The 16,891-nt window shown below is 66.0% G+C and carries 16 protein-coding genes; 14 read left to right on the top strand and 2 right to left on the bottom strand.

The annotated features are described in order from the left end of the window. Nucleotides 1–54: 54 nt before the first annotated feature. Nucleotides 55–1,575, bottom strand: coding sequence for a MocR-like pyridoxine biosynthesis transcription factor PdxR (pdxR, locus tag D9X30_RS29250; RefSeq protein ID WP_153949338.1), 1,521 nt, complete (start codon nucleotides 1,573–1,575; stop codon nucleotides 55–57). A gap of 140 nt (nucleotides 1,576–1,715) precedes the next feature. Here pdxR and D9X30_RS29245 point away from each other — a divergent pair, with 140 nt between their 5' ends. From D9X30_RS29245 to D9X30_RS29205, 9 genes are all read left to right on the top strand, one after another. Continuing rightward, nucleotides 1,716–2,981, top strand: coding sequence for a 4-aminobutyrate--2-oxoglutarate transaminase (locus D9X30_RS29245; RefSeq protein ID WP_153949339.1), 1,266 nt, complete (start codon nucleotides 1,716–1,718; stop codon nucleotides 2,979–2,981). Nucleotides 2,982–3,282: 301 nt separating this feature from the next. Then, complete coding sequence (locus D9X30_RS29240) at nucleotides 3,283–4,260, top strand: Bug family tripartite tricarboxylate transporter substrate binding protein (RefSeq protein WP_153949340.1); 978 nt, start codon at nucleotides 3,283–3,285, stop codon at nucleotides 4,258–4,260. Nucleotides 4,261–4,331: 71 nt separating this feature from the next. Further along, nucleotides 4,332–5,921, top strand: a complete 1,590-nt coding sequence (locus D9X30_RS29235; RefSeq protein WP_153949341.1) for a gamma-glutamyltransferase family protein — start codon at nucleotides 4,332–4,334, stop codon at nucleotides 5,919–5,921. A 201-nt stretch (nucleotides 5,922–6,122) separates the two neighbouring features. Continuing rightward, on the top strand, nucleotides 6,123–7,562 hold the full coding sequence (tcuA, locus tag D9X30_RS29230) for an FAD-dependent tricarballylate dehydrogenase TcuA (protein ID WP_153949342.1): 1,440 nt from the start codon (nucleotides 6,123–6,125) through the stop codon (nucleotides 7,560–7,562). Next, nucleotides 7,549–8,721, top strand: a complete 1,173-nt coding sequence (gene tcuB / locus D9X30_RS29225; RefSeq protein WP_153949343.1) for a tricarballylate utilization 4Fe-4S protein TcuB — start codon at nucleotides 7,549–7,551, stop codon at nucleotides 8,719–8,721. Before tcuA ends, tcuB begins: the two co-directional genes overlap by 14 nt. 47 nt (nucleotides 8,722–8,768) lie before the next feature. Then, entirely contained in the window at nucleotides 8,769–9,557 is a 789-nt protein-coding gene (locus D9X30_RS29220) for a class II aldolase/adducin family protein (protein ID WP_153949344.1), read from the top strand. A 187-nt stretch (nucleotides 9,558–9,744) separates the two neighbouring features. After that, entirely contained in the window at nucleotides 9,745–10,743 is a 999-nt protein-coding gene (locus D9X30_RS29215) for a Bug family tripartite tricarboxylate transporter substrate binding protein (protein WP_153949345.1), read from the top strand. A gap of 8 nt (nucleotides 10,744–10,751) precedes the next feature. Continuing rightward, nucleotides 10,752–11,756 carry a D-2-hydroxyacid dehydrogenase gene (locus D9X30_RS29210; RefSeq protein WP_153949346.1) on the top strand — a complete coding sequence of 335 codons (1,005 nt, stop codon included), beginning with the start codon at nucleotides 10,752–10,754 and terminating at the stop codon, nucleotides 11,754–11,756. A 159-nt stretch (nucleotides 11,757–11,915) separates the two neighbouring features. Next, entirely contained in the window at nucleotides 11,916–12,296 is a 381-nt protein-coding gene (locus D9X30_RS29205; protein ID WP_153949347.1) for a response regulator, read from the top strand. 23 nt (nucleotides 12,297–12,319) lie between these two features. Here D9X30_RS29205 and D9X30_RS29200 read toward each other — a convergent pair whose 3' ends face one another. Then, a complete protein-coding gene (locus tag D9X30_RS29200) occupies nucleotides 12,320–12,961 on the bottom strand; it encodes an HD domain-containing protein (protein ID WP_153949348.1) in 642 nt (213 codons plus the stop codon). Between the two features lie 149 nt (nucleotides 12,962–13,110). Here D9X30_RS29200 and D9X30_RS29195 point away from each other — a divergent pair, with 149 nt between their 5' ends. The 5 genes from D9X30_RS29195 to D9X30_RS29175 form a co-directional block, all read left to right on the top strand. Next, nucleotides 13,111–14,097: a GlxA family transcriptional regulator gene (locus tag D9X30_RS29195; protein ID WP_153949349.1), complete on the top strand. Its 987-nt coding sequence runs from the start codon at nucleotides 13,111–13,113 to the stop codon at nucleotides 14,095–14,097. A gap of 120 nt (nucleotides 14,098–14,217) precedes the next feature. Further along, on the top strand, nucleotides 14,218–14,814 hold the full coding sequence (locus D9X30_RS29190) for a PAAR domain-containing protein (RefSeq protein WP_153949350.1): 597 nt from the start codon (nucleotides 14,218–14,220) through the stop codon (nucleotides 14,812–14,814). A 1-nt stretch (nucleotide 14,815) separates the two neighbouring features. Further along, nucleotides 14,816–15,694 (top strand): glycine zipper family protein, encoded by an 879-nt coding sequence (locus D9X30_RS29185; protein ID WP_153949351.1) that lies wholly within the window; start codon nucleotides 14,816–14,818, stop codon nucleotides 15,692–15,694. Beyond that, nucleotides 15,691–16,413, top strand: a complete 723-nt coding sequence (locus tag D9X30_RS29180; RefSeq protein WP_249641123.1) for a hypothetical protein — start codon at nucleotides 15,691–15,693, stop codon at nucleotides 16,411–16,413. The genes D9X30_RS29185 and D9X30_RS29180 overlap by 4 nt, the downstream gene beginning before the upstream one ends. Nucleotides 16,414–16,427: 14 nt before the next feature. Continuing rightward, nucleotides 16,428–16,891 (top strand): hypothetical protein (locus tag D9X30_RS29175; protein ID WP_249641122.1); only part of this gene is annotated, 464 nt, incomplete at its 3' end.

The raw sequence follows: 16,891 nt of genomic DNA, 5'->3' as shown, positions 1-16,891 counted from the left end.
GCATCCGCCACGGTCGCTGCTACTGGATTTTAGGCAATCGCCGTGGCTGGCGACCTACTGGCGGGCTTGCGTCCCCGTCAGGTGCCCGGCCGGCAGGCAGCCCAGCAGCACGTCGAACGCCGGGCCGATATGTTCCTCGGGCACGCAGGCGTAGCCGAGCAGCAGGCCCTTCTGGACCGTCTGCCCCAGGTAGTAGCGCGACAACGGACGGACGATGATGCCGCGCTCGCGCGCCGTGGCGGCGATGGCCACGTCGTCGGCGTCGTCGGGCAGCCGCAGTACCAGGTGCAGCCCCGCGTTGCTGCCCTGGCGGTTCAGCGCGGCGGGGCCCAGGTAACGCTCGATCAGGTCCGCCAGCATCGCACGGCGCCGGGCGTAGAGCGGGCGCATGCGGCGGATGTGGGCGGCATAATCGCCAGCCTGCATGAACTCCGCCACCGTGGCCTGCGTCATGAGGTGGCCGGCGCGGTACAGATCGGCGTGTGCGGTCTGGAACGATGCGGCCAGGGCGCGTGGCAATACCAGGTAGCCCATGCGCAGCCCCGGATACAACGTCTTGCTGAAGGTGCCGATGTAGATCACCGGGGCATCCGGCTCCATCCCCTGCAGTGACGGGATGGGCTGCCCCGAGAAGCGGAATTCGCTGTCGTAGTCGTCCTCGACGATCCAGCTGCCGTGCTGGCGCGCGAACTCCAGCAGCGCGCGACGGCGCTTCAGGCTCATGACCGCGCCCATCGGGTACTGGTGGGACGGTGTCACGAAGACAAAGCGGGGCGGGGGCGCGTCGGCCGTCGTATCGGTGTCGGGCAGCGTCAGCCCGTCGTCGTCCACGGGCATTGGCACCATGCCGATGTCGCACACCTGCAGCACGCTGCGAATGCCCCAGTAGCCGGGTTCTTCCACCCAGGCCTGGTCGCCGGGCGACCCCAGCAGGCGCACCACGAGATCGATGGCCTGGTGGATGCCCTCGGTAATCAGCACCTGTCCGGCGTCGCAGCGCACCGAGCGCGCCACACGCAGATGCGTTGCCACGGCTTCGCGCAAGGCCGGCAATCCGCCGCCGTGGCTGTAGCTGAGCCATTCCGGCTGGGGATTGCGCCACAGCCGTGCCGAAATCTGGGCATAGCGCCGGTGCGGAAACCTGCGCAGATCGGGCACGCCGGGCATGAACGCCCCCCACTGCGTGGGCGATGCCGAGGCATTTTCGATCAGCCGCCGGCCCCGGGCCGACAGCCCCGGCATCTCGCGCGGTCCCGCTTCCGCCACCGTGGCGGCCGTGGCGTTCAGGTAGCTCTCGGGCGCCGTATCGGCCACAAACGTGCCGCTGCCCGTGCGGGCCCGCAAATAGCCCTCGGCCAGCAGCTGCTCGTACGCGTACATCACCGTGTTGCGCGACAGGCCCAGCTCTGCCGCCAGGTCGCGCTGCGGGGGCAACCGGGTGGCAGGCGCCAGGCTGCCATCGAGGATGGCGCCGCGGATGCACGCATACAGGCCCCGGTTCAGGGGCTTGCCAAAGGCCGCCAGGCCATCGGGCCCCAGGCGCTGGAGCAGCAGGTCACCGCAGATCGATTTCAATTGGCACCATTGAATTTATGAAAGTGGCGCTGGATTGTAGGGCCAAATGTGATTGAAATGTGCGGAATCGCTGCGCAGTGCTGGACGGATATCCGGCGCGGCCGCTGCCGGCGCTGACCTGCCCCCTTCGCATTCCGACCATGAAAAACATCGAACTGAATCAACGCCGCAGCCTTGCCACGCCCCGCGGCGTGGGCGTGATGTGCGACTTCTACGCCGAGCGCGCCGAGAACGCGACGCTGTGGGACGTCGAAGGCCGCGCCTATACGGACTTCGCTGCCGGCATTGCCGTGCTGAACACGGGGCACCGGCATCCGCGCGTGATGCAGGCCGTGGCCGCCCAGCTGGAGCGTTTCACCCATACCGCATACCAGGTCGTGCCGTATCAGAGCTACGTGTCGCTGGCCGAGCGCATCAACGCACTGGTGCCGATCACCGGACTCAACAAGACCGCGCTGTTCACGACCGGCGCGGAAGCGGTGGAAAACGCGATCAAGATCGCGCGTGCCCATACGGGTCGCCCGGGCGTCATCGCATTCGCCGGCGGCTTCCACGGCCGCACGCTGCTGGGCATGGCGCTGACTGGCAAGGTGGTGCCGTACAAGGTGGGCTTCGGACCCTTCCCCTCGGACATCTATCACGCGCCGTTTCCCGGCGCGCTGAACGGCGTGAGCACGGAACAGGCGCTGCAGGCGCTTGATATGCTGTTCAAGACCGATATCGATCCGCAACGCGTGGCCGCCATCATCGTGGAGCCGGTGCAGGGCGAAGGCGGCTTCCAGCCGGCGCCTGCCGATTTCATGCGAGGCCTGCGCGCCGTCTGCGATCGGCACGGCATCGTGATGATCGCAGACGAGGTGCAGACCGGCTTCGGGCGTACCGGCAAGCTGTTTGCCATGTCGCACCACGACGTGCAACCGGACCTGATCACGATGGCCAAGAGCCTGGCCGGCGGCATGCCGTTGTCGGCCGTGTGTGGCCGCGCGCAGATCATGGACGCGCCACTGCCTGGCGGGCTCGGTGGCACGTATGCAGGCAATCCGCTGGCCGTGGCCGCCGCCCACGCCGTGATCGACACCATCGCCGACGAGCAGCTGTGCGAGCGCGCCGCGCAACTGGGCGCGCAACTGCAGGCCCATCTCGAAGCCTTGCGTGCGCAATGCCCGGCGATGGCCGAAGTGCGCGGCCTGGGTTCGATGATCGCTGCCGAGTTCGTCGATCCGGCCACCGGCGCGCCCAGCGCGGAGCATGCGAAGCGCGTGCAGACGCGTGCGATGGAAGCGGGCCTGATCCTGCTGACCTGCGGCACCTACGGCAACGTCATCCGCTTCCTGTATCCGCTGACGATTCCGCAGGCGCAGTTCGACGCGGCGCTGGCCGTGCTGGCCAGGGCGCTGGTCGACTGAAGCCACTGGCGCAGGCCACGGGCCGTGGGCCTGCGACAACACGCAGCAAGCACCATCCAGAGAGAGCGCCGGGCACACCAATAGTGCCTTGGCACCAGCGAGACAACACCAGCCTGCGGGCGCACCGGCAAGGCTAACCAAACCGGTGCGCCAGATACGCAAACTTCATCGATCTGAAGGGGGCGGACGGGGCTCGTGTCAACGACGCGGCGATGCCAGTGGCACGCAAATTGCGGACGGAATGGTGGCATCCGGCGTGTTCGCGCGGATGACCATCGTTCGATTCAATGAGGGTACAGACATGCGTTTCTCTTCTTTCCGAGCACTACTTTCCATCGGCCTGATCGCCGCGTCGTCGCTGGCGCAGGCGCAAGGCGGGCGCGACTGGCCCACGCAGCCGGTGCGCATCGTGGTGCCGTTCCAGGCCGGCTCGGCCACCGACCTGATCACGCGGCAACTGGGCGCCGGCCTGGCCAGGGAGTACGGTCAGAGCTTCGTGGTGGAAAACCGGCCCGGCGCGGCGGCCATGATCGGCAGCGAAGTCGCGGCGCGTGCGTCGGGCGACGGCTATACGCTGCTGATGTCGGGGCCGGCGTCGATGGTGACCAACCGCTTCCTGTACAAGAAGCTGAGCTACGACCCGGACGCCTTCGAGAAGGTTGCCGTGGTGGCGATCACCCCGAACATCCTGCTGTCGAATCCGTCGCTGCCGTTCAAGACGCTGCCCGAGATGGTGGCCTATGCGAAGGCCAACCCGGGCAAGCTCTCGTACGCATCGTTTGGTACCGGTACGACGTCGCATATCGCCGGTGAAATGCTCAAGGCCGTTGCCGGCATCGACATCGTCCACGTGCCGTACAAGGGCGCGGGCGAGGCGATTCCGGCGCTGTTGTCGGGCCAGGTGTCCATGTACTTCGACACCATCATGACCGGCCTGCCCTACGTGAAGGCGGGCAAGCTGCGCGCGCTGGGCATGTCCACGGCAAGGCGTTCGCCGCAGGCGCCCGAAATCCCGACCATTGCCGAGCAGGGCTACGCAGGCTTCGATATCGCGCCGTGGTATGGCATCGTGGCACCCAAGGGCACGCCGGCCGATGTGGTGGTCAAGCTCAATACGTCGATCAACAAGCTGCTGGCCACGCCCGACTTCCGCGAAAAGCTGGCCGCGACCGGCGCCGAGCCGCGTGGCGGCAGTGTCAACGACTTCACGGCGATGATCAACGCGGAGATCCCGCGCACGGAGAAGCTCGTGAAGCAGTCCGGCGTCGCCCTGCAGTAACGCTGCCGCAGCAACCCTCGTGGCGCCGCCTGCCGGCGCGCCATGTCCTGACTTTCTTACCTGTTCCGCCCATGTTGCCTTTAGATTGGTCTTTCCCGTATCCGTCCCAGAAGATGCCGCTGCTGGCCGCCAACGCCGTCAGCACCAGCCAGCCGCTGGCCGCGCAGGCTGGCTTGCGCATGCTCTACGAAGGTGGCAACGCCATCGACAGCGCGATTGCCACGGCCATTGCGCTGACCGTGGTGGAGCCTGTCATGAACGGCATCGGCGGCGACATGTTCACGCTGGTCTGGCATGAAGGGCAGCTCTACGGCCTGAATTCCAGCGGCCGCGCGCCGGCGGCCTGGACGCCCGATTACTTCGCCGGACGCGACCGCATGCCGTCGGTCGGCTGGGACACGGTGACGGTGCCAGGCCAGGTGGCGGGCTGGAAGGCGCTGTCGGCGCGCTTCGGCAAGCTGCCGTTCGCGCGGTTGTTCGTGCCGGCCATCGAATACGCGGAGCAGGGCTTCATGGTGTCGCCGCAGATCGCGCGCCAGTGGGCCGCGCAGGTGCCGGTGCTGCGCGACCAGCCCGGCTTTGCCAAGGCCTTCATGCCCAACGGCCGGGCGCCGCAGGCCGGCGAGCGGTGGCGTTTTCCGGAGCAGGCCGCCACGCTGCGCAAGATCGCCGAGAGCGATGGCGAGAGCTTCTATCGGGGCGAACTGGCCGAGCGCATCGTGGCCTTTGCCCAGGAAACGGGCGGCGCGCTGCGTGCCGGCGATCTGGCCGCGCATCAGCCGGCCTGGGTCGAGCCGATGAAGCAGGACTTCCGTGGCTACACGCTGCACGAGATTCCGCCCAACGGCCAGGGCATTGCCGCGCTGATCGGCCTGGGCATTCTGGATCGCTTCGACCTGGAAGGCATGGGCGTGGACAGCGCCGATTTCTACCACGTCGGCATCGAAGCCATGAAGCTGGCCTTTGCCGACCTGCACCGGCATGTGTCGGACCCGGCGACGATGCAGCACGCGCCGGCTTCGTTCCTGGACCCGGCATACCTGGCCGAACGCGCCGCACTGATCGACCTGAAGCGCGCGGGCACGCCGTCGGCGGGCATGCCGAAGATCGGCGGCACCGTGTACCTGACGGCGGCCGACGCGGCGGGCTCGATGGTGTCGTTCATCCAGTCGAACTATCGCGGGTTTGGCTCGGGCGTCGTGGTGCCGGGCACGGGCATTTCCCTGCACAACCGGGGCGAAGGCTTCAACCTGAAGCCGGGCCACGCCAATTGCGTGGCGCCCGGCAAACAGCCGATGCACACGATCATCCCGGGCTTTGTCACCCGCAATGGGGCACCGGTGATGTCGTTCGGCGTGATGGGCGGGTCGATGCAGGCGCAGGGCCACGTTCAGATGATGGCCCGGCTGGCCGCGTTCGGGCAGAACCCCCAGGCGATGAGCGACGCGCCGCGCTTCCGGGTGGAGCACGGGCCGGTAGTCAACGTCGAACACCACCTGCCGGCCGATGTGGTGGCCGTGCTGCGCGAGCGTGGCCACCGGGTGGAGGTGGCGCCGCGCGACAGCCTGGCATTCGGCTCCGCCCAGCTGATCTACAAGGCGGAACATGGCTATATCGCCGCATCGGACTCGCGCCGCGACGGGCAGGCCGTAGGATTCTGACCGGCGGGCGATGACCGGGGAGAGGGCCCGGCATCGCAGCGGGGGTATCGCGGGGCACCCATCACGAATCGTGATACCCCCATGCCGCGCAAGGGCTTAGCAGCGTTTCGCCCTGCGGATAGAGTCGCGGAACAGACTCACGAAGGCATAGATCGCCGTGTCCATCCCCACTCACAATCCCCGCAGGCAGGGCGTCCGCGCATGATCGACGTCCTGGTAATCGGTGGCGGCAACGCCGCCCTCTGCGCCGCACTGATGGCCCGCGAGGCCGGCGCCAGCGTCATGCTGCTGGAAGCCGCGCCACGCGAATGGCGCGGCGGCAATTCTTCCCACACCCGCAACCTGCGCTGCATGCACGACGCGCCGCAGGACGTGCTGGTCGACGCCTATCCCGAAGAGGAATACTGGCAGGACCTGCTCAAGGTCACAGGCGGCCTGACTGACGAGACGCTGGCCCGGCTGGCCATCCGCGCGTCGTCGACCTGCCGCGACTGGATGCGCAGCCACGGTGTGCACTTCCAGCCGCCGCTGTCGGGCGCCCTGCACGTGGCGCGCACCAACGCGTTCTTCATGGGCGGCGGCAAGGCGCTGGTCAATGCGTACTACCGCAGCGCCGAACGGCTGGGCGTGCAGATCCGCTACAACGCGCCGGTCGATGCGATCGAACTCGACGGCAGCCGCTTTGTGGCGGCGCGTATCGGCGGCGAGCGTATCGAGGCCCGCGCCTGCGTGCTGGCGGCCGGCGGCTTCGAATCGAACCGCGAATGGCTGCGCGAGGCCTGGGGCCAGAACGAGCGCGGCGAATGGCCCGCGGACAACTTCCTGATCCGCGGCACCCGCTTCAACATGGGCGTGCTACTCAAGCACATGATCGCCCAGGGCGCCGACGCCATCGGCGATCCGTCGCAGTCGCACTGCGTGGCCATCGACGCCCGCGCGCCACTCTATGACGGCGGCATCTGCACGCGGATCGACTGCGTGTCGCTGGGCGTGGTGCTGAATGCCAAAGCCGAGCGCTTCTATGACGAGGGCGAGGACTTCTGGCCCAAGCGGTACGCGATCTGGGGCCGCCTGGTGGCGCAGCAGCCGCAGCAGATCGGCTACTCGATCATCGACGCCAAGGCCGTGGGGCGCTTCATGCCGCCCGTGTTCCCCGGCGTGAAGGCCGATACGCTGCCCGAACTGGCGCGCAAGCTGGGGCTGGACGAAGCCACCTTCATCCGCACCATCAACGAGTACAACGCCGCGTGCCGCGTAGGCAAGTTCGACCATACGACGCTGGACGATTGCCACACCGAAGGCGTGACCCCGGCCAAGACGCACTGGGCCCGGCCCATCGACACCGCGCCATTCTTCGGCTACGCGCTGCGTCCCGGCATCACCTTCACCTATCTGGGGCTCAAGGTGAACCAGGAAGCGGCCGCGCATTTTGGTGGCAAGCCCAGCCAGAACCTGTTCGTGGCGGGCGAGATGATGGCCGGCAATGTGCTGGGCAAGGGCTATACGGCCGGCGTGGGCATGGCCATCGGCACGGCATTCGGCCGTATCGCCGGCACCCAGGCCGCCAGGGCGGCGCACACGGCCCGCCACGCAGGCGCGGCAATTCAGGCATCACGGGAAGAGGAACATGCAACATCTTGAAGCGCTGACGCGCGAGGCGGCGGCGCTGGCAAACGGTGCGCTGCCCCTGACCGGCGACGAGGCCGAAGTAGCCCGTACCCTGCAGATCTGCAATGCCTGCCGCTACTGCGAAGGGTTCTGCGCGGTCTTCCCGGCCATGACGCGCCGGCTGGAATTCCCCAAGGCGGATATCCACTACCTGGCCAACCTGTGCCACAACTGCGGCGCCTGCTATCACGCGTGCCAGTACGCGCCGCCGCATGAGTTTGCCGTCAACATTCCTCAGGCAATGGCCAAGGTCCGCGTGCAGACCTATGGCGACTACGCGTTTCCGGCCGCGCTGGGCGGCCTGTACCGGCGCGCCGGCGTGACGATGGCGCTGGCACTGGCCGGCGGCCTGGCGCTGTTCCTGCTGATGGTGCTGACGATGCGTGGCACGCTCTGGCATGAACCGCTGGCCGGCAATTTCTACGCGATCTTCCCGCACAACCTGCTGGCGGCCATGTTCGGCGTGGTGTTCCTGTTTGCCTGCGGGGCGCTGGGTATCGGCGTGACGCGGTTCTGGCGCAAGGTCACGCCGGGCACGCGCAGCGGCGACGAGCGTGGGGCCGCCGCGGGCGGCGCGGTACACGATGCGCTGAAGCTGAAGTATCTGGATGGCGGGCACGGGCAGGGCTGCAACAATGACGACGACGCCTTCACGCTGCTGCGCCGCCGCTTCCATCACTTCACGTTCTACGGTTTCATGCTCTGCTTTGCGGCGACTGCCGTGGCCACGCTGTACCACTATCTGCTGGACCTGCACGCGCCGTATCCGGTCACAAGCCTGCCGGTGCTGCTGGGCATCGCGGGCGGCATCGGCCTGCTGATCGGGCCGGCCGGCCTGCTGTGGCTGAACCTGAAGCGCGACGTGCGCACGATGGATACGAAGCAGAAGCCGATGGACCGTGGCTTCATCGCGCTGCTGTTCCTGACCAGCGCAAGCGGTCTGGCGCTGCTGGCGTTCCGCGACACCGGTGCCATGGCCGCGCTGCTGGCCATCCACCTGGGCATTGTGATGGCGCTGTTCCTGACCTTGCCCTATGGCAAGTTCGCGCACGGCATCTTCCGCAGCGCGGCGCTGCTCAAGTTCCATATCGAAAAACGCCGGCCCAGCGATCTCGCGCTGGGTTCGGACTGAACCGCACCCACTGCATACAGATACCAAAACCACCAAGGAGACACGTCATGACGAAACCCGGTGTGCTGAACATCCCCTCGATGCGAGGCCAGTGCAGCGAGGCGGAATGGCAGGCACGCGTGGACCTGGCCGCCTGCTACCGGCTGGTGGAGCTGTATGGCATGGCCGACATGATGGCCAACCATATCTCGGTGCGCGTGCCGGACGAGGAAGACGCCTTCCTGATCAACCCGTACGGCATGATGTACGAGGAGATCACGGCGTCATGCCTGATCAAGGTGGACCACGCCGGCAAGATCCTGTCGACGCCCGACTTCGGCCCGCTCAACTATGGCGTGAACAAGGCCGGCTACGTGATCCACAGCGCCGTGCACCACGCACGCCCCGAGGTGGCCTGCGTGATCCACACGCATAGCTGGGCATCGATGGCCGTGTCGTCGCTGGCATGTGGGCTGCTGCCGATCACCCAGACCGCCATGCGCTTCCTGAAGATCGGCTACCACGACTACCAGGGCGTGGTGCTGGACACCGCCGAACAGGCGTCCCTGATTGCAGACCTGGGCCGCGGCGAGGCGCTGATCCTGCGCAACCACGGCGCGCTGACCGTGGGCAATTCGGTAGGCGAGGCCTTCAACTGGATGCACCGGCTGGAACTGGCCTGCCGCTCGCAGGTGGCGGCCATGTCGTGCAATACGCCGCTGCAGCAGGTGTCGCCCGAGGTACTGGAGGAAACCTGGAACAACTATCAGCCCGGTACGCGCCGTCCCTACGGCCTGATGGAATGGCCGGCGCTGCTGCGCAAGCTCGACCGGCTTGACCCGGGCTTCCGGGACTGACGGGCGGACGACATCGACCCTTTGCTTCAGCCAGGCGCCTTGCGTGCGCTGGCGATGATGTCGCGCGCCCGCGCCACGCTGCCCACCGCGTGCTGGGGGGCGAACACGGCCCGGCGATAAGACTTCGGATAACGACACCGAAGCATCCCAGACACCACAACGACAACGACTGGAACGGAGACATCGCATGCACCCCACAACGCCCCGGAATACCCGCTGGAACAATGCCGCCGTCAAGCTGCTGGCCTGCGCCCTGACAGCTGGCCTGGCGCTCGCCGCGCCGGCCCGCGCCGACGACTATCCCACCAGGCCGGTGCGCGTGGTGGTGGCCTTCACGGCGGGCGGCACCACCGACATGCTGGCGCGCAGCGTCAGCCAGCAGCTGGCGCAACGCTTCAAGCAATCGTTCGTGGTGGACAACCGGCCGGGCGCCGGCGGCAACATCGGCACCGAATTCGTGGTGCGGTCGCCCGCCGACGGCTACACGATGCTGGTCAACTCGGTCGGCCCGATCTCGATCAACCAGACGCTGTACAGGAAGCTCAACTACGATCCGCTGACCGATCTGGTGCCGGTTGTCCAGATCGCGGACGTGCCCAATGTGCTGGTGGTGCATCCGTCGCTGCCGGTGAAGTCGTTCGAGGAATTCGTGGCGTACGCCAAGGCGAACCCGGGCAAGCTGAACTACAGCTCCACGGGTGTAGGCACGTCGTCGCACCTGTCGGGCTTCATGCTGACCGAGCGGATCGGCACGCAGGCCACGCATGTTCCGTACAAGGGCGCCGATGCGCTGAACGACCTGCTATCGGGGCGCGTGCAATTCATGTTCGCAACCATCCCTTCGGTGATGCCCCATATCCAGGCGGGCAAGCTGCGCGCACTGGCGGTGTCGAGCGCCAAACGTTCGCGTTCGCTGCCCGACCTGCCCACGGTTGCTGAAAAGGGCTTCCCGGGCTTCGAGGCCGGTTCCTGGTTCGGCTTCTTCGCACCCAAGGGCACGCCGCAGGACGTGATTGCCAAGGTCAACCAGGCCGTCAACGAGGCGCTGCCGTCGCTGCAGGCGCAGATGGTCCGTGAAGGCGCAGATCCGGTGGGCGGGTCGCCGAAGCAGTTCGGCGACTTTACGCGCAAGGAATACGTCAAGTGGAAGGCCGTGGTGAAAGCCTCCGGCGCCACGGTGGACTGAGCCGCGCCATGTCAGCCGAGACCCTGCGTATCCTGCTGTCCGCTACTGCCTTGCAGGCGCACCGCGCGGCCATCGACAAGACCACGGCGGCGGCCGGGGTGCCGTGGCAGGCGGTGGTCGTGCCCGAGGTGGACGAACCGCGCGCCGTGGACGCCGACGTGGCCTTTGTGTCGCGCGATGTGACAGGGCTATCGACCAAGCACGAGATCCTGCCCGCCACGCAGCGGTTCTATACGGCGATGTTTGACGCACCGTCGCTGCGCTGGACGCATACGCATTCGGCAGGCGCGGATCGCGCTATCTTTGGGCAGTTGCGCCAGCGCGGCGTGACGGTCACCACGTCGTCGGGTGCCAATGCGGGCGTAGTGGCCCAGACGGCGCTGGCTGGCCTGCTGGCGCTGGCGCGGCATTTGCCGCAAATGATCGACGCGCAACGGGCGTCGCGCTGGGCGCCGCTGATCGGCAGCGGGCTGCCACGGGACCTGCAGGGCCAGCGCGCCACCATCGTTGGGTGGGGCCCGATCGGGCAGCAGATCGGCGCGGTGCTGCGCGTGCTGGGCCTGGCGGTGACGGTGGTCAGACAGCGTGCCGCGGCGATGGAGGCCGGATTCCAGGCGGTCACGTTCGAGCAGTTCGACGCGGTCCTGCCGGATACCGACTGGCTGATCCTGGCTTGTCCGTTGACCGATCGCACGCGCGGGCTGGTCGATCGCGCCGCCTTGCAGCGGTTGCCGGCCGGGGCGCGGCTGGTGAACGTGGCGCGCGGTGAGGTGGTCGACGAACTGGCACTGATCGATGCCTTGCGCGCCGAAAAACTGGGCGGTGCGTACCTGGACGTCTTTGCCCATGAGCCGCTGGCGGCGTCCTCGCCTATCTGGTCGCTGCCCAACGTCATCGCCACGCCGCACAGCGCGGGCTTTTCGGATGGCAATGCAGCGCGCGTGGTCGAGATCTTCCTGGATAATCTGCGACGGTGGTCGTTGGGAGAGACCCTGAAAAACCGGGTGGAGTGATCAATTTCAGACGCGTCTGCATGGTATTGCGGAAATTTCAGCAACCTGCGCGGCGGCAAACGCGTTGACAATAGGTCATCGCATTTTCGACCCACCACGACCGTGCCCAATACCGCGACTCCCGCATCGACTGCCGCAGGCCCGGCAACCCGTCAGACGTTGCCACGCATCGTCGTCGCCGAAGACAATCCCGTATGCCTGCTGGTGCTTGTCGAGCAGTTGCGAGCCATTGGCGGATGCGAGGTCGTGGCCTGCGAGGACGGCCATGATGCCTGGGCTGTGCTGCAGCGCGGCGCGGACTTGCTGTTGACCGATGTCGGCCTGCCGGGCATGAGTGGCCTGACACTGGCGCGGGCGATTCGTCATGCCGAGCGCGCGGGCGACCGTCGCCTGCCGATCATCGCGGTGACCGCGACAGCCGATAGCAAGACGCGCCGCAAGTGCCGTGCCGCAGGCATCGACCTGGTGCTGGCCAAGCCCGTCAGCCGCGAGATGTTGACGTACCTGTTAGACCGCCATGTCGGCCGCCAGCCTGCCTGACCCGCACATGCCGCAGGCAGGCATCAGCCCTTCCAGGCCGACGCGCGGATGACGCTGCAAAAGTTGCCGCGATGAAAATGCGGGTCCTTGTCGGCCAGCACATCGGCCTTGACGTTGCCAAACGTGGTGTCGGGCTTGCACCGGATACCGTCGTAGAACGCCTGGATGATGTCTTCCTTGAAGCGGGCGGTGCGCGGATGGACATGCACCACGGCTTCGCGATCGGCCTCGGCAAACGTGTCGTACCCGATGCCCAGCACGTCCATCTCGACGCCGGCCGTCACCAGCGCGATCTCCGGCGCCATGAACTCGGGGATGCCAGGCGTGGTGTGCAGCGCGATGGCGGTCCACACCTTTTCCACCTCACGTTCACCAATGCCACGGCTGCGCAGAAAATCGGCGGCCGCGTTGGCACCATCGACTTCGAAACGCTTGTCGGCGCTGCTGTGGGCATGGGTCAGGCCCATGTCGTGGAACATCGCGCCGGCATAGAGCAGTTCGGGGTCGTATGCGAGTCCCCGGTTGCGGCCCGCCAGCGCGGCCCAGTAGTAGACGCGGCTGGAGTGGTGGAAAAGCAGCGGCGACTCGGTGTCGCGCACGAGTTCGGTGATGTCCCGGGCCAGCTGGCTGTCGGGAATGGCGATGTCGGCGGCGGTGAAACGCATGGCGGCTCCTGTTCGTTTGGGTTGCCTCCAGTCTAGGGTTCGCAGTAGCATGTCTTCAATCGTCGTGATACGACGAATAAAGACATTCCCGGACAATCCGGACAATTCACACAATCCGCCCGCCCGTGCCTGAAAGGCACCATTTCGCCATGCCCGCTACCCGTACCATCGGCCTGCTGGCCGTCGAAGGCGTCCAGTTGCTGGACGTATCCGGCCCGCTCGACGTTTTCGCCGAAGCCAATGTCCAGGCAGGCGTCACGGTTTACCAGATGGTGGTGGTGGCGTTGCGGCGCGGGCCGCTGACGGCGTCGTCGGGGGCCAGGCTGCTGCCGGACATGGTGATCGAGGACGACTCGGCGAGCGGTTCGCCGTCGCGCTTTCACACGCTGCTGGTGGCCGGTGCACCGCATGCCGGCCACGCGCCGGCCGAGCCCCGGGTGCTTGACTGGATCCGCCGCACGGCGCCCTTGGCGCGGCGCTACGGTTCCGTCTGCAGCGGCGCCTTCCTGCTGGCCGAGGCCGGACTGCTCGATGGCCGCCGCGCCACCACGCACTGGTCTGTCGCCGATGCGCTGGCGGCGCGCTATCCAAAGGTGACCGTCGATGCCGACGCGATTCACGTGCGTGATGGCAAGGTGCGCACGGCGGCGGGCGTGACCGCCGGCATGGACCTCGCGCTGGCGCTCGTTGAGGAGGACCTTGGCCGGGATATCGCCTTGAAGGTGGCCAGCCAGCTCGTGATGTTTTTCAAGCGGCCGGGCGGACAGGGTCAGTTCAGCCGCCGCGAAGCGCCCGCCGCGGCAAACCGCTCGGCCCTGCAGGAACTGCAACGCTGGGTAGCCGCCCACCCGGCGGCGGCCCACGACGTGCCAAGCCTGGCCGCGCGGATCGGCGTCAGCGCGCGGCACCTGTCGCGCCTGTTCCAGGAGGAGGTTGGCGTCACCCCGGCACACTGGATCGAGGCCGCGCGCGTGACCGCCGCCCGGCAACTGCTCGAAGAAGGCAATATCGCGCCCAAACAGGCCGCTGCCGAGTGCGGTTTTTCCAGCGTCGACACCCTGCGCCGCGCATTCCTGCGGGTGGTCGGCGTGACCCCGGCGGAGTATCGCAAGCGGTTTGTGTCGGCGGAGGATTGATCCGTTTCCTATCGGGGCCGTTGCTTCTTCGGCATTGACGTTCGTAGTTCAAGGATTCGACGATTTACCGGCATATCCCGCGCTGAACAGAATGGCCGCTCACTTCAACGAGGGGCCAGAATGCCAGATATCCGATACGCACTGAAGAACGGCGACAAGACAACTACCGGCGGGATGCTCTGTGCATCGGGGGCCGGGATGATGACGCATCACGGCCAGCCCGTGGGGGTCGAAGGCGACATCGCCACATGTCCGGCTTGCAAGGGTACGGGCAAGGTCTTCAACGATTGCCGACCCAATTTCGACCTGATGGGCAGGCAACTGCTTGTCAGCGGCGCGCGGGTCTATTGCGGCTGCGCAAAGCCACCGCTTGTCATGCCATCGCAATCGGATTTCACGCTTGAGGTAAGTGCGGGCAGTGCACCGGCGGCTGACGTCGCCGAGCCTGCGGTGGCCGCCGCGGCCGTTGCCACGGACGCGGGAAGTGGATCGAATCCTCCGCCTGCCGCCCATGACGAGCAGATCCGCTGCATCGACGAGGATGGCGCCCCCATGCCCGGCGTGCCGTACTTCATATCCGACCAGCAAGGCAATTCCTGGCAAGGCGTCACCGACGAGGCCGGCTTTTGCCCCAGGATCGCGACAGACGGCCCGCAGACACTGTCCGTCTTTTTTGGCCCGCTGGCGCTAGAGCGCTGGAAGCAGGAGCGGCGTTGACATGACCACGTACAACGTAGCGACCAACGCGCGAGAGGGGTCCCGGGTCGAGCTCGAGGCGCCGTTGATGCCGGCGCGAGCGTTTTTCTATGCGGTGGTGGAAGAGGTCGGCCAAAACGGCTTTCTGGTCAGGAAGGTTTATGAGGTGCTGGATGAAGCGACGTTGGAGCAGTCCAAGCTGCCCATAGATGTGCTGAAAAATGAAATGAACCCCGAGCGCAAGGGCATCAACTATCGGGCACCAGACTCGAACATTTCTATTGCGGGGCATGTCAAGGGCAACAAGTTCTCCAAGTACATGTCAGCGACCGATTTTTTCCCAAGTGGTTCGCCTCGACTCGACGGAAGGGTCACGTACGTCGATATTGAAAAGGCGCTTCGTGCGGGCGCGAGAATCGTTTCGCAAGACGCCATTCAACGGGATCTGGACCGCCACCTCCTGAAGTATCCGCACACGAGGATAAAGACGCTGGAGGCGAAGGATTGGGCGAGGATAGATCGTGAAGTTCTGCTCAATGGCAAGCCAGTTCCGGCCAGTGCGATATTCAATCCGGAGACGCTTCCCCAAGCACAGGGCTACGTACGCGTGGGGCGGGTGATTCAGGTCGTCGGGATATTCTTCACCGCCTATGACCTGAAGGTGGCCGCGTCGGAATCGATGAAACTGCAATCGATCAAGCCAATCTCGCAGGAAGTGCTGAGGCAGGCAGGGGGATGGGCCGGCGCCGTGGCCGGCGCAAAGCTAGGCGCCTCCGTGGGCGTGACCTACGGGGTGGTGACCGGGCCAGGGGTGATCGTTACCGGCCTGGTGGGAGGCGTGCTCTTCGGAGCGATGGGATATTTCGGGGCCGACCACTTGGCCCAAAGGGCGTTCGAATGACCCGCAATCAGAAGATACTGAAGCGGGTCCTCGAAATACTCCGCGAACTCTTGCCCATGCATCCCGAAAAGCGGGCGCAACGCCAGCTCCGGCGCGACGTGGAGCGAACCTTGCAGCGCGCCTATCGTTCGGTCTGCGGCATTTCCCTGGAAGAAGCGCAGGCCATGTTCAGCCGTCCACTGGACGACGAGGCCTTCCAGTCGCTGGGCGCCTATCCGTTGTTTCTGGATTTGCGGGACAGGTCAATGGAAGCGGTCAGCACTGGCGTGCATCTGCTGCCTGAGAAGGTGCCGGCATTGCGTGAACTCGTAACGCAAGGTTATGACCTGATTGGGAAAAACACATACGCTGGGCGTACGGATGTCGGGAACCGCTTGATCTTTCATACCTATGAGCAATTCAATGGGATCTGTGCGGGTATATCGACCAACGACGTGGAGGTGTGCCGACGCGTGATTGCGATGGGCCTTCAGCCGCCGGAGCCCTGGGTAGCCTTCCCCGAATTGGCGGAAACGGCCTTCGGGTTCTTGCAGGGCAATATCGAGTACTGGTGGTACGTGTATTGGGAGCCTTACTGGGAATCGCTCGACAAGGACAAGCAGGAGGCGTTTCTGGCGGGCGCCACGGAAGCCTGGCAAGCGTGTTTCTGGCGCCATGTGGGCGAAGGCAGGGAGATCTTCGAAGAAATGGCCCGCGAGCGCGCACGGGAGTTCGACTGATGCCGGGGTTTCGAATGAGCGAGATCCGCAAGATCATAGGGAAGGTCCTTGACACGCTCGCCGATCACAGACCCATGCGTCCCGAGACGCGGGCCCGACGCGAGATGGAGAGATCCTTGCAGCGTGCCTATCGTGCGATATGCGGCATTTCCCTGGAAGAAGCGCAGGCCATGTTCAGCCGTCCACTGGACGACGAGGCCTTCCAGTCGCTGGGCGCCTATCCGTTGTTTCTGGATTTGCGGGACAGGTCAATGGAAGCGGTCAGCACTGGCGTGCATCTGCTGCCTGAGAAGGTGCCGGCATTGCGTGAAGTCGTAACGCAAGGTTATGACCTGATTGGGAAAAACACATACGCTGGGCGTACGGATGTCGGGAACCGCTTGATCTTTCATACCTATGAGCAATTCAATGGGATCTGTGCGGGTATATCGACCAACGACGTGGAGGTGTGCCGACGCGTGATTGCGATGGGCCTTCA

The organism is Cupriavidus sp. U2, assembly GCF_009663685.2.
Lineage (GTDB): Bacteria > Pseudomonadota > Gammaproteobacteria > Burkholderiales > Burkholderiaceae > Cupriavidus > Cupriavidus necator_C.
The sequence above is the reverse complement of the archived record's forward strand: the minus strand, read 5'-3'. Positions and strand labels throughout refer to the sequence as shown.

Excerpts from the sequence above, each read along its gene's own strand:
- D9X30_RS29180 (WP_249641123.1), top strand. The coding sequence starts at position 15,691 with ATGACCCGCAATCAGAAGATACTGAAGCGGGTCCTCGAAATACTCCGC.
- D9X30_RS29235 (WP_153949341.1), top strand. The coding sequence starts at position 4,332 with ATGTTGCCTTTAGATTGGTCTTTCCCGTATCCGTCCCAGAAGATGCCG.
- D9X30_RS29215 (WP_153949345.1), top strand. The coding sequence starts at position 9,745 with ATGCACCCCACAACGCCCCGGAATACCCGCTGGAACAATGCCGCCGTC.
- D9X30_RS29240 (WP_153949340.1), top strand. The coding sequence starts at position 3,283 with ATGCGTTTCTCTTCTTTCCGAGCACTACTTTCCATCGGCCTGATCGCC.
- D9X30_RS29185 (WP_153949351.1), top strand. The coding sequence starts at position 14,816 with ATGACCACGTACAACGTAGCGACCAACGCGCGAGAGGGGTCCCGGGTC.
- tcuA (WP_153949342.1), top strand. The coding sequence starts at position 6,123 with ATGATCGACGTCCTGGTAATCGGTGGCGGCAACGCCGCCCTCTGCGCC.
- D9X30_RS29200 (WP_153949348.1), bottom strand. The coding sequence starts at position 12,961 with ATGCGTTTCACCGCCGCCGACATCGCCATTCCCGACAGCCAGCTGGCC.
- D9X30_RS29210 (WP_153949346.1), top strand. The coding sequence starts at position 10,752 with ATGTCAGCCGAGACCCTGCGTATCCTGCTGTCCGCTACTGCCTTGCAG.
- D9X30_RS29220 (WP_153949344.1), top strand. The coding sequence starts at position 8,769 with ATGACGAAACCCGGTGTGCTGAACATCCCCTCGATGCGAGGCCAGTGC.
- D9X30_RS29245 (WP_153949339.1), top strand. The coding sequence starts at position 1,716 with ATGAAAAACATCGAACTGAATCAACGCCGCAGCCTTGCCACGCCCCGC.
- D9X30_RS29195 (WP_153949349.1), top strand. The coding sequence starts at position 13,111 with ATGCCCGCTACCCGTACCATCGGCCTGCTGGCCGTCGAAGGCGTCCAG.
- tcuB (WP_153949343.1), top strand. The coding sequence starts at position 7,549 with ATGCAACATCTTGAAGCGCTGACGCGCGAGGCGGCGGCGCTGGCAAAC.
- D9X30_RS29190 (WP_153949350.1), top strand. The coding sequence starts at position 14,218 with ATGCCAGATATCCGATACGCACTGAAGAACGGCGACAAGACAACTACC.